The organism is Acidithiobacillus sp. HP-11 (genome assembly GCF_015100075.1).
In the GTDB taxonomy this organism is placed as follows: Bacteria; Pseudomonadota; Gammaproteobacteria; order Acidithiobacillales; family Acidithiobacillaceae; genus Acidithiobacillus; species Acidithiobacillus thiooxidans.
Genome location: NZ_JACKYY010000020.1, coordinates 34503 through 46649, shown reverse-complemented (window position 1 = coordinate 46649; position 12147 = coordinate 34503). Strand labels below are relative to the sequence as shown.

Sequence of the window (12147 nt, the reverse complement as noted above, 5' to 3'; positions counted from 1 at the left end):
GTCCAGATTTGAACTATAGCGAATTACGGTCAGGCTTGCCATCCGGGGCCTATTCTAGCCCAAGGCTGCGCGCCTGCCCACTGTCTATATAGGGGCGTTTTGATGCCCCGGATGGCAAGCCTGACCGTAATTCGCTATAGTTCAAATCTGGACTTTATCCCATCATCGATCAAAGAGGAGAATCCCATGGCAGTATTGGTAGGTAAAAACGCCCCCGACTTTGTGGCCCCAGCAGTCATGCCCGACAACAGCATCAATGAGAAATTCCAGTTTTCTCAGCACATCAAAGGTAAGTATGCGGTTCTCTTCTTTTACCCCCTGGACTTTACCTTTGTCTGCCCTTCGGAAATTCTCGCTTTCAATCATCGTCTGCATGAATTCAAAAGCCGTAACACCGAAGTGATTGCCTGTAGTGTGGACTCTCATTTTACCCATCTGGCCTGGAAGAATACGCCCGAAGAAAAGGGTGGTATCGGTCAGATTCAGTTGCCCATGGTAGCCGATTTATCCAAGAGCATTGCCCGCAATTATGACGTGCTGCTCAATGATGAAGTGGCACTGCGCGGCTCGTTCCTGATTGACCGTCAGGGTGTTGTGCGTCATGAAGTGGTCAATGATTTGCCACTGGGACGTAATATTGATGAAATGATTCGTATGGTGGATGCCCTGCAGTTCTCCGAAGAGCACGGCGAAGTGTGTCCGGCCCAGTGGGAAAAAGGCAAGGCGGGCATGACTCCCACCGGTGAAGGCGTGGCAGATTTCCTGGCCAAGCACGGTAAGGATCTCTAAAACTGTATCTGATTTGAAAACGGCGGGTAGTAGCCGGGAGGCTTTTTGCTCCAACGTCCCTTGTCTGTTGTTCTAAGGCTCATCCTGCTGTCAGGAGAGAACTCGCCCTTTGGGCTCAAACAGCTCTCCTGACGGGCGCAGGCTTTCGCCAAGAACAACGACGGCGCGGGCCAAAGTCGCGGCAAAGCCTCCCGGCTACCACCCGCCGTTTTCAGGATTTCTTAAAAACCCGGCTGCACGATTGCTCCGGGCTTTTTTATGATCAATGCAAGCTGTGTCCAGCATTTTGCGCAGCTTCGGCCATGACGGTTTTCACGGCTTCGGGATAGTCTCCCCGAGTGACCTGTTGCAGGCCTTCCTGAAAAAAAGTGTTCGCATCGGCAGGTAAGTGATGGATGAGCGCTGCGAAAGCCTTGCGCATTTCTGCCGTATCCTGGGCGCGAGTCGCGGTAATACCCCAGTTCAGCAGTAAAATACGCCAGGGCCGTTGCGGGTCGGCGCTATCCAGGTCTGCGGCATAATCGGCCGATGCGGCGGTTACCACTTCTCCCATGAGCTGGGCCAAAGTTTTGAGCTCTTCTGTTTCATTGTGGCTGTTAGCCAGCACCGCCAGGCCATTGACGACCGGCTCCAGGGTGTGAATGGCTCCATGTTGCGCACAAATCCAGGCGGCAATACTGACCGTAATCATTTCCAGAGCAATTTTGGCTTGCTTTTCACCCAGTCGGTCCGCCCAGGTGGACAGATCCATGAGCAGCCCGATACTCAGGTCGGCAATGCGCTCCGGTTCGTCCTCGGGCAGGCTGGGGTCCCATCCCGATACGTCATTACTTAACACCGTGAATAGTTGTTTCAGGGCATCGACAATCATGGGGGGGGTGATTTGTTCTCCTGTGGCTATTCCGCTGCTGGCAAAGGCTGCCAGAACCGGTTGGGTGTATTGCTCAAAGCGTTTTTGCGCTGCGGAGATGTCGAGAATAAGAGCCAAGGTTTCCTCCTGATATGCCCAAAGAAGTTCTGCGTGTTATGCTAGCATGGATTAGTCTGGATGCTGCAGCAGAAGGTGTCCGCCAACTTCGGGAATGGTTTTTATGCAACAGAGCAAAATGTTTTCACCCATTGATTTGCACATGCATTCGCTGGCATCGGATGGCACCATGACACCCCATGATCTGGTTCAGCGGGTTCATGATTCCGGCGTTCAGGTTATGGCTTTGACGGATCATGACAACACCGCCGGATTGATGGAAGCCGGCCTCAAGGCGGCCGAACTGGGCATTCAACTGATTCCCGGGGTGGAGGTTTCCAGTAAGTGGGAAACCCAGGGAATTCATATCGTGGGCCTTTTTGTGGATCCCGAAAATACGGTTTTGCAGGAAGGGCTGGACCGGATCATGGCCTTTCGTGATTGGCGCGCGGCTGAAATCAGTCGCTTGCTGGAACAAGTCGGAATTCCCGGCGCGGAAGAGGGTGCTCGGGCCATGGCGGGTAGTCGCATGGTAGGTCGGAGTCATTTTTGTCGCTGGCTGGTTCGACAGGGACATTGTGCGGATGCCAGCGAAGCTTTTGGCAAATATCTGGGACGTGGATGCAAGGCCTATGTCCCGAGCGACTGGATTCCCATGACTGAAGCCGTGCAGTGGATCAACAGTGCGGGCGGTTCTGCCATTGTTGCTCATCCCGGTCGTTACAAGCTCAGTGCTACCCGCTTGCGCCATTTGCTGACGGCATTCCGTGAGGCCGGTGGTGCAGGTCTCGAAGTGTGTTCCGGCAGTCAGGCTGCCGGTGATCGCGAGCATTTGGGACGTCTTGCCAAGGAGCTTAACATGCTGGGTTCCCTGGGGTCTGATTTTCATGGACCGGATGTCGGTCATGCGGCTATTGGGCAATTGCTCCCGCTGCCTGACGGGGTAGAGCCGGTCTGGGCCAGAGCGGGTATTCACTTCCACTGATCGACTATTCGCAGTAGCTGCCCCGAGGAAGCCGGTGCCTAAAGAACAGGAAAATTCTCGCTACGCGCTTTGGGGCCTGGGCTTGCTGCTGCTGATTTATGCCGGAGCTGCCTATACCCTGAGTCCATTTGCCGGACCTTTGTTGATGGGGGCGGTATTGACCACGGTGGGTTGGCCCTGGCAACTGCGTCTGGAGCGGGCTTTCCATTTGCCGCGCTGGTTGGGATCATTGCTGCATGCCATCGCCTGGGTGGCCATCATTATTATTCCTTCGGTCATTATTGTGGATACCATTTTGCCCAAGGTGGCCTTGCTGATTGCCCGCTGGCAGTCCGGGGATTCACTGGTGATGGTTCCCCCTGAAGTGATGCAGATTCCCTATATCGGGCATTGGCTGCGCTATCATCTGAGTACTCTGAATGGAGCCTATTTGTCTTCATTTATCAGTGCTCATGCCAGCATTATTACGGATTCTCTCAGTCAACTCTGGATATTTACCCTGCACACCTTTTTCGCAGCCCTGACGGTATTCGCGCTGGCCTTGCATGGTGAGCGGATTACCGAAGCCCTGCGACTGGGAACCACCCAGCTTTGGGGACGGGATCGGGGTGACCGTTTTTTGGCGGCCTGCCGGGATGCGGCACGTTCCGTATTGATTGGCCTGATTGGGGTTGGAGTCATTGAAGGCATGTTTATCGGTATTGCCTATGCTCTGGCGGGTTTGGCACTTTGGCCCCTGTGGCTGGTGGCTACTGCGCTCATTTCACCTTTACCGTTTGGGGCCACTGCCGTAGTGGGTGCTGCCACCATCTGGCTGGCTTTTACCGGCCATTGGATAGCCGGACTGGCCGTGCTGGGTTGGGGGTTTTTCGTGATCACGGTGGCTGATCTGGTTGTTCGACCGTTACTGACCGGGTCTCAGACGCAGGCGCCTTTTTTTCTGGTATTTTTCAGTATCCTCGGTGGAGCCGAAGCCTTTGGCTTGATCGGGTTGATTATCGGCCCTATTCTGGTGCTGCTGGCGCGCGGTGTGTGGCGAGCCTGGGAGCGCCGCATAAGACTCCAGGAATGAATTTTCGCTTGTGTCGGCAATACATGCGGCAGGAACATATACTCATTTTGACCATCTAATGATCAGGTTTTCTCGTGAAGCAGGAGCGTATCATGGACTACACAATGCTGGATCAACAGTACAACCAATTGCAGCAACAAACCCAGAATAATCTGCAGGCTCTGCAGCAGGTTGCCGGGCGGGTGAACAGCCTGGCTCCGGATAACATCACCGCCCGGGAAATCAACATGGAACTGCGGAGCCTGGCCATGAGTCTTCAGCAACAACAGCAGAATGTCGGCATGATGATGCAGCAGATGGCTCAGCGTATTCAGCAGATGGAAATGCAAATGCAGGGCATGAACCAGCAGGGTATGAACCCCAATATGCAGCAACGACCATGGAATGCGCCCGTGCAGGGACAGCCGGGCATGGGTAGCGGCTTTTTGGGAAATGTCATGACCGGATTGGGGCTGGGTGCCGGATTCGCGGTGGCAGACAATATTGTCGATGACATTTTCGACAGTTTCTGAGTAGCGCGTGCCAGTTTGCGGACGTGACGACTGGTTGGCATTTGAAGCCGAGGTGCTCAGCTGGGCCAAGGCTTCAGGCTGGCGTCTGGAGCGAACGGGTCCTCTGCGCCGCAACGTCTGGCCCGTACCCAGGTTGGAGTTTCTCAGGGAGGGCGTTTTGCTGCCCGAAAGCTGGGATCTGCTTCTGGGTTCGTGTGCGCTTTTCGTCTCTTATGAACCCGGACGTCGGGAGGCCATCAGTAGCGAAGGCATTCCAGTCAAGTTTTATCAGGTCGAAAAAACCGCCTGGGGTTTTGCGCAAATTGCCCATTCCGGTCCCGCCGACTGGGTAACTTGTTGTCGGGATTTACCGGGTTGGGATGTGTTGCCGGCAGAAACCGAGTCGGCGGCTTTTGCGCGTATCGGGCTCGCAACTATTCCTCCCTCTGAACGTCGGCCGGATATTTTGTCGGGAATAAAGACGGAGTGACTTTTGCCTAAGGAACAACTTTATGGGATTCATGCGGTGCATGCTGCTCTGGATGCCGGTGAGTTAGAGGAAATCTGGGTAGCTACGGAGCGGCACACAGATGAGAGAATCGTACCTCTTCTGGAAAAGGCCCGGGCTCTGAATTTATCCATTCATGAGTTGCGCCATGCTGCTCTGGCCCGCAAATTCAATACGGATAAGCATCAGGGTATTGCCGGTGTGCTTTTACAGCATCCGGAGCCGGATTTTACAGATATTCTCGCTGATCTGAATGGTCAGGGTTTTCTGCTGGTGCTGGATGGTGTGCTGGATCCCCACAATCTCGGTGCCTGCCTGCGCAGCGCTGAGGCTGCTGGAGTCAGTGCGGTCATTCTCCCCAAGGACAATGCCTGCCCGGTAAATGCTACCGTCCGCAAGGCTGCGGCTGGCTCGGCTTCACGACTGCCGGTCTGCACGGTAACCAATTTGTCCCGGACTCTGGCTTCCCTGCAGGAAGCGGGTTTCTGGCTGGTCGGTATGTCCGGAGACGCGCCGCAAAATATTTATGAGCTGGATTTGAACATGCCGCTGGTAATGGTCATGGGTGGAGAACAAAAGGGCTTGCGCCGCCTGACGCGTGAACACTGTGATTATCTGGCGCATATCCCCATGGCCGGAGCCATTGAAAGTCTCAATGTGTCCGTTGCTACGGGCATTTGTCTTTTTGAAGCCAGCCGTCAGCGTCAGTGTCTGAAAACGGCGGCTACTGTTTAAGCCCAACAACGGCGCGGGACAAAGTCGCGGCAAAGCCTTCAGGCTCTCTGCCGTTGCTACTATAACGGGAAATGCAGACTCGACTTTGTTAGACTGACCCGGTCAGAAAACACTGAGAACCCTCTTAAATAGGTGCAATAATGCTGATAGACTCCCATTGCCATCTCGATTTTGAAGATTTTGCAGAAGATCGCTCAGCCATTCTCGAACGTGCCCAGGCTGCCGGGGTGCAGGAAATCCTGATCGCCGCCGTTGTGCAAAAACATTGGCCGCGCGTACAGGCTCTGGCGGCTGAAAATACGGGTATATGGGCCGCTGCCGGGGTGCACCCCAATGAGCCGGAAGCCGAAACGCCGAGTATGGATAACCTGCTTGCCGCTTTATCTGCGGAAAAAGTTGTGGCTGTGGGTGAGACCGGGTTGGACTATTTTCGCAGTGAGGGAGATTTGCGCTGGCAGCAGGAGCGCTTTGCCCGGCACATTGCCGCCTCCAAGGCGACGGGTAAGCCTGTTATTGTCCATACCCGTGAAGCCGCAGCAGATACTCTGGGTTTACTGCGGAGCGAAGATGCCCGCGCTTCCGGGGGGGTCATCCACTGTTTTACGGAAAACTGGGAATTTGCCCGTGCTGTTCTGGATATGGGATTTTATATTTCCCTTTCCGGTATAGTGACCTTCAAAAAGTCGCTGGACTTACAGGCTGTTGCCCGGAAATTGCCAGCAGATCGTCTGCTGGTAGAGACAGATTCGCCTTACCTGGCACCAACGCCTCTGCGCGGTAAACGCAATGAACCGGCTTATGTTCGTCATGTCGCCCAATTTTTGGCTGAGTTGAGGGCGGAGTCGTTTGCAGATCTGGCACAACAGACAACTGATAACTTTCATCATCTTTTTACCCGGACGGTGGCCGCATGAAAATCACTTTTCTGGGAACAGGGTCCAGTGCGGGCACCCCGGTGATTGCTTGCGACTGTCCGGTATGTCGAAGTACGGACCCCCACAACCGTCGTCGTCGTGCCAGTATTCTGGTAGAACATGAGGATACGGTGTTGTTGGTGGATACGGGGCCGGATCTGCGCCAGCAAATGCTGGATGCCCATGTCCAACGCCTGACTGCCGTGCTCTATACCCATTTTCATGCAGATCACATTAACGGCATTGACGACCTGCGCGCCTTTAATTTTGCCCAGAAAATCGTCATCCCCTGTTATGCGGACGAACGTACGGCCAGCGAGCTGGAAAGTCGTTTTCGCTACTGTTTTTTGCCACCCGACGCGGCCTGGGCAAAACCGTCTTTATCCATGGAACGTTTCCATACTGAAAAGACTTTCGGCAATCTCAAGGTGATGCCCATTCCTATCATGCACGGTAAATTGTGCATCCTGGGCTTCCGTTTCGGAGATGTAGCCTATCTGACCGATCTTAAATCGATTCCTGATGAAAGCCTGGCTCTGCTCAAGAATTTGAAACTGCTGATTCTGGATTGTCTGCGCTACGAAGCTCATCCGACGCACCTCAATGTCGAGGAAGCTTTGTATTGGACCCGTCGCATTGCTGCTGAGCAAACCATTTTCACCCATATGACCCATGATATTGATTATGCACAGTTCGCTGCGGAGCTCCCGGCAGATATCGTACCGGCTTTTGACGGTATGGTGATTGAGCAATCAACTGCGCCATAAATAGTGTTTGACAGTGCCGGGGCAAATCCATATATTACGCGACATCGGGGCCATAGCTCAGCTGGGAGAGCGCTTGAATGGCATTCAAGAGGTCAGCGGTTCGATCCCGCTTGGCTCCACCAGATACGAATAAGAGTCAGAGTTTTACTCTGGCTCTTTTTTTATTGGAAATTTTTACTCGCTCGGGGAGGATTTTATGCATCATCCGGAATCGCTTTTTGCCTATGGACATGCTGCTGATCCTGATTGGCGGGTGGCTTTGGCGGCTGCATTGGATATGGCGGGCAGCCAGGCCCAAAGCGGAACCCTGGGTTTTTTGTATGTATCCGACCTGTTCGAAGCAGAGCTGCCTGAGTTACTGGCGCAACTGAATCAGCAGCTGGATGTTAAACATTGGACGGGTTGTGTAGGCATTGGAATTTGTGCCACAGGTCAGGAATATTTGGATACACCCGCCCTGGCATTGATGGTCACGGATATTCCCGAGTTGGAATTGTCCATTTTTTCAGGAATGACCCCCTACCTGAGTGACCAGCCTCTCCAGGTGAATGGTGCAGCCCCTTATTTTGCCGTTGTGCATGGTGACACCGCCACGCCTGACTTGCCCGATCTGGTGCGGGATCTGGCCGGTAAAACCCGGAGCGGGTTTATCACTGGCGGACTCAGCAGTACACGCGGCAAGGGCGGGCAATTGGCCGACAAAGCGGTTCATGGTGGTTTAAGTGGTGTGCTGTTCAGCGAAAAAGTGGCCATTGCCACCCGTCTTTCCCAGGGTTGCAGCCCCATTGGTCCCCTTCATGAAATCGGTGACGCTAAAAGCAACATTATTGGCACCCTCGACAAGCGGCCTGCCCTCGATGTGTTATACGAAGAAATTGGGGAGATTCTCGCCCGGGATTTACAGAAGGCGGCCGGTTTTATTTTTGTCGCCTTGCCCGTAGCCAATGATGATCGCGGCGATTACACCGTCCGCAATCTGATTGGTGTGGACACGGATCGTAAATTGATGGCGATTGGTGAATATGTGGAATCCGGTCAATCGCTGATGTTTTGCAAGCGCGATGGTACTACGGCCCGGGAAGATTTGTTGCGGATGCTGACAGACCTGAAGAAACTGGTGGCTGGTCGAAACATTCGTGGCGGCTTATATTTTTCCTGTCTGGGCAGAGGCGAAGGACTGTTTGGCCCCGATTCAGCGGAGTTACGTCTGATTGAGGAGCAACTAGGCCATTTTCCGCTGGTTGGTTTTTTTGCGAATGGCGAAATTTCTCATGATAAAATATACGGTTATACCGGAGTGCTGACGCTTTTTCTGGGTGACTGAGGGCTGCATACCGGTCTGCAGGGTGAGGAAAGTACGACGCTGTGCTAAAGTGCATCCAGAATATTAGAGGTTGATGATGGCGAAAGCGGAACGAATTGATCAGAGATTAATGCAGGAAGGGCGTCGGACTCGAGGCGCCCTGTATTTTGGCATAGGCTTGGGGCTGGCGGCTGGTCTGCTGATTATCCTCCAGGCTTTTATTCTCGCCCATATCATCAACGGGGTATCGTTTCAGGGACTTAGTCTCGCAGCCGTAATGCCACTACTTTGGGCTTTGCTGGGGCTTTTTGTCCTGCGTGCCGCTTTATCCTGGGCGGGGGAGCTGGTGGCTTTTCGGGCCAGTGCCCGCATCAAAACCTATTTGCGCGAACAGTTGCTGAAGCACCTTTTGCAACTGGGGCCGGTGGCCATTGCCGGCGAACGCAGCGCCGATATCGCCAGCACCATGATCGAAGGTGTGGAGGCTTTGGAGCCTTACTTTTCCCGTTATTTACCGCAAATGGCTCTAGTGAGCCTGATACCTCTGGCGATTTTGATTGTGGTATTTCCCGAAGACTGGATCAGCGGTTTGATATTGCTGATAACCGGTCCTTTGGTTCCTTTTTTCATGGTGTTGGTAGGCTATGCGGCCGAAGCGGTTAACCAGCGTCAGTGGCGGAAAATGCTGTTGATGAGCGCGCATTTCCTGGATGTGGTGCAAGGTCTGACCACACTCAAGATTTTTGGTCGCGCCAAAGATGAAATCGAAATCGTGGCCAGAATTTCTGACGACTACCGACGCAGCACCATGGCGGGTCTGCGCGTTGCCTTTCTGACCTCTGCCGTGCTGGAGTTTTTTGCCAGCCTTTCCATCGCCCTGGTGGCGGTCTCGCTGGGCGCCCGACTGCTGCAGGTCCATGCCTCGGTCACCTTTTTTACCGCCTTTTTTGTTCTGCTCCTGGCACCGGAGTATTTTAATCCGCTGCGGGGTTTATCGACCCATTATCATGCCCGCATGAGCGCCATTGCGGCTGCCAAAAGAATTTTCGAAATACTGGACATGCCATTGCCGGAAAAATCCCGGCAGGGTGCAGATTATGTACCTTCCGGTCAAATCAGTTTGTCGGTGCGCAATCTGCACTTTTCCTATGAGGCGGGGCGCAACGCACTGGAGGGCGTGAATGCCGAGTTTCCGGCGGGTAAAGTCACCGCTTTGGTGGGTGCCAGCGGTGCCGGAAAAAGCACCCTGGCCAGTGCGTTGCTGGGTTTTGTACAAGCGAGTGAGGGCGAAATTCTCGTCAATGGGCAGATGCCACTGAATGCCATAGAGCCGGAACTCTGGTGGAAACAGCTCGCTTGGGTGCCGCAAAATCCTCGTCTTTTTCATGGCAGTCTCGGGGATAATATCCGGATCGGCCGCCCGGATGCTGATCTGGCTGCACTTCGGGAAGCTGCGCAAAATGCCCATGCACTCGAATTTATTGAAAACTTGCCTGATGGTTTTGAGACGATGATTGGTGATTTAGGCCAGGGGCTTTCTGGTGGGCAAATTCAGCGAATAGCTCTGGCGCGGGCTTTTCTTAAAAACCCGCCACTTTTCATACTGGATGAAGCCACTGCCAATCTCGATATGGAAAATGAATCACTGGTGCTGGATGCCATGCAAAAGTTAATTACAGGGCGCACAGCGATAGTCATCGCCCATCGTCTGGCCACGGCAGAACGGGCTGATCATATTATTGTCATGGATGCAGGCCGGGTGGCCGAAAGTGGAAGCCACCAGGAGCTGCTTGCAGCGGGCGGGGTGTATGCCCGTATGGTTGCTGCCTACCGGGGGGAAACCCATGTCTGATTACATTCGTCTTTTAAAACTGTTTTTCCCCTATAAGTTCTGGATGTTGGGTGGTGCTTTTCTGGCGCTGCTCACCATATTGTCCAATTTTGGGTTGCTGGCGCTTTCAGGTTGGTTTCTGGCCAGTGCGGCACTGGCGGGCTTGGGTGGTTATGCCACGCTCAATTTATATAATTTTTTCCTTCCCGCTGCCGGAGTTCGGGCTTTTGCCACGACCCGGGTGATTTCCCGCTGGCTGGAGCGGGTGATTACCCACGAGGCCACCTTCCGGCTGCTGGCCCAACTGCGCAGCTGGTTTTACAGCCGTCTGGAGCCTCTGGCCCCGGCCGGATTACAGGGCTATCGCTCAGGAGACATCCTCTCCCGTCTGGTCGCCGACATAGACACCCTGAACAACTTTTATTTGCGGGTATTTACGCCATTTCTGGTAGCCGGAATGGCTACTGTGCTGATGTCCGGTTTTTTTGCTTTTTTCTCCTGGCGCCTGGCGATTGCCCTGTTTTTGTTCCTGGCTGTTTCCGGCCTGGTCCTGCCGTTTGTAGCTGAGCGCCTGGGTGCCCGCAGTGGGGCGGAAATGACGGATTTGCAATCTGATTATCGGGTCCAGATTGTAGACGGCATGCAAGGTATGGGCGAGTTGCTCACTTACGGGGCCGGTCCCGAAATTCTGCGTCGCAGTCATTCCCTCAATGATGCCATTTTGCAGAGACAGGCGAAAATGGCGCAAATCAGCGGGCTGGGCACTGCGGGCATGAGTTTTATGGGCAATCTGGCGATCTGGGTGATTTTGATTCTCGCCATCCCCCTGATCCACGGCGGCCATCTCGGGCCTTCCGATTTACCCATGTTTGCCTTGGGGGTAATGGGTTCCTTTGAAGCCATTGTCGCCTTGCCTCTGGCTTTTCAGTTTCTGGGCCAGACCCGGCAGGCAGCCCGACGGATTTTCTCGGTGGCAGACAGCGCCTTGCCCTTTCCCGATGCCAGTGGCCCGGCGCCCAAGGTGCAACAGCCTGATTTGCTGCTAAAGGATGTGCATCTGCGCTATCCCGGCGGGCAAAAGGATGCCCTGGCAGGGTTGGATCTCCATATTGTTTCTGGCAGCAAGGTGGCGATATTGGGGGCTACGGGTGCCGGAAAAAGCAGTATCGCCAATATGTTGCTGCGTTTTTATGATTATCAAAGTGGTTCGGCCCAATTCGGCGGCCATGAACTTAAAAACTTCCCTGCCGATGACCTGCGCGAATATTTTGCGGTGGTCTCGCAGCGCTCCTATTTGTTTCACACCACCATTCGCGATAATTTGCTGGTGGCCAAGGGCGACGCTGAAGAAGACGAACTTTGGGCGGCGCTGGCGGCTGCACAACTGGATGATTTTGTGCGGAGTCAGCCGGATGGACTGGATACCATTGTCGGTGAAGGTGGTGTGAAATTATCTGGTGGGCAGGGGCGGCGGGTGGCAATTGCCCGTGCCATCCTCAAAAATGCTCCCTGGCTGGTATTGGATGAACCCACTGAGGGCCTCGATCCGCTGACTGAAATGGAATTTCTGCGCGATTTGCAGCCCCTGATGCAAGGCCGCACAGTTCTTTATATTACCCACCGATTGCTTGGTCTGGAGCAGATGGATCGGGTATTTATCATGGACGAAGGGCGGGTAGTGGAGTCGGGGACATATGCCGAGTTGCTGAACCAAGGCGGACAGCTCAGTCATTTCGCCACTTTTCGGCAAGGAGCGTCGGCGTAAAGCGATATACCGCCGGGTTC

12 protein-coding genes and 1 tRNA gene are annotated in these 12147 nt (G+C 54.1%); 12 read left to right on the top strand and 1 reads right to left on the bottom strand.

Going from position 1 to position 12147, the window contains the following annotated elements; all coding sequences use genetic code 11:
* Positions 1–186 precede the first annotated feature (186 nt).
* Positions 187–789 carry a peroxiredoxin gene (locus H7F08_RS07815; protein ID WP_010639765.1) on the top strand — a complete coding sequence of 201 codons (603 nt, stop codon included), beginning with the start codon at positions 187–189 and terminating at the stop codon, positions 787–789.
* A gap of 262 nt (positions 790–1051) precedes the next feature.
* Here the strand turns inward: H7F08_RS07815 and H7F08_RS07810 are convergent, their stop codons facing one another.
* Positions 1052–1777 (bottom strand): hypothetical protein, encoded by a 726-nt coding sequence (locus H7F08_RS07810; RefSeq protein ID WP_024893912.1) that lies wholly within the window; start codon positions 1775–1777, stop codon positions 1052–1054.
* Between the two features lie 103 nt (positions 1778–1880).
* Here H7F08_RS07810 and H7F08_RS07805 point away from each other — a divergent pair, with 103 nt between their 5' ends.
* The 11 genes from H7F08_RS07805 to cydC all read left to right on the top strand — a co-directional run bounded on the left by H7F08_RS07805 (position 1881) and on the right by cydC (position 12127).
* Positions 1881–2741, top strand: a complete 861-nt coding sequence (locus H7F08_RS07805; protein WP_226842576.1) for a PHP domain-containing protein — start codon at positions 1881–1883, stop codon at positions 2739–2741.
* 34 nt (positions 2742–2775) lie between these two features.
* Positions 2776–3813: an AI-2E family transporter gene (locus tag H7F08_RS07800; RefSeq protein ID WP_010640204.1), complete on the top strand. Its 1038-nt coding sequence runs from the start codon at positions 2776–2778 to the stop codon at positions 3811–3813.
* Between the two features lie 92 nt (positions 3814–3905).
* Positions 3906–4325 (top strand): hypothetical protein, encoded by a 420-nt coding sequence (locus tag H7F08_RS07795; RefSeq protein WP_031572335.1) that lies wholly within the window; start codon positions 3906–3908, stop codon positions 4323–4325.
* Between the two features lie 7 nt (positions 4326–4332).
* The gene (locus H7F08_RS07790) at positions 4333–4794 is read left to right on the top strand and encodes a hypothetical protein (RefSeq protein ID WP_237747449.1); all 462 of its coding nucleotides are present in this window, start codon (positions 4333–4335) and stop codon (positions 4792–4794) included.
* Between the two features lie 3 nt (positions 4795–4797).
* Positions 4798–5547: a 23S rRNA (guanosine(2251)-2'-O)-methyltransferase RlmB gene (gene rlmB / locus H7F08_RS07785; protein ID WP_193640253.1), complete on the top strand. Its 750-nt coding sequence runs from the start codon at positions 4798–4800 to the stop codon at positions 5545–5547.
* 140 nt (positions 5548–5687) lie between these two features.
* Positions 5688–6461 carry a TatD family hydrolase gene (locus H7F08_RS07780; RefSeq protein WP_010640198.1) on the top strand — a complete coding sequence of 258 codons (774 nt, stop codon included), beginning with the start codon at positions 5688–5690 and terminating at the stop codon, positions 6459–6461.
* Positions 6458–7228, top strand: a complete 771-nt coding sequence (locus H7F08_RS07775) for an MBL fold metallo-hydrolase (protein WP_024893907.1) — start codon at positions 6458–6460, stop codon at positions 7226–7228. The genes H7F08_RS07780 and H7F08_RS07775 overlap by 4 nt, the downstream gene beginning before the upstream one ends.
* A gap of 46 nt (positions 7229–7274) precedes the next feature.
* A tRNA-Ala gene (locus H7F08_RS07770) sits at positions 7275–7350 on the top strand.
* Between the two features lie 74 nt (positions 7351–7424).
* Positions 7425–8552 (top strand): FIST C-terminal domain-containing protein, encoded by a 1128-nt coding sequence (locus H7F08_RS07765; RefSeq protein ID WP_024893906.1) that lies wholly within the window; start codon positions 7425–7427, stop codon positions 8550–8552.
* Positions 8553–8661: 109 nt separating this feature from the next.
* Positions 8662–10383 carry a thiol reductant ABC exporter subunit CydD gene (cydD, locus tag H7F08_RS07760; RefSeq protein WP_227487835.1) on the top strand — a complete coding sequence of 574 codons (1722 nt, stop codon included), beginning with the start codon at positions 8662–8664 and terminating at the stop codon, positions 10381–10383.
* Complete coding sequence (gene cydC, locus H7F08_RS07755; protein ID WP_193640252.1) at positions 10376–12127, top strand: thiol reductant ABC exporter subunit CydC; 1752 nt, start codon at positions 10376–10378, stop codon at positions 12125–12127. Before cydD ends, cydC begins: the two co-directional genes overlap by 8 nt.
* The last annotated feature ends 20 nt before the right edge of the window (positions 12128–12147 follow it).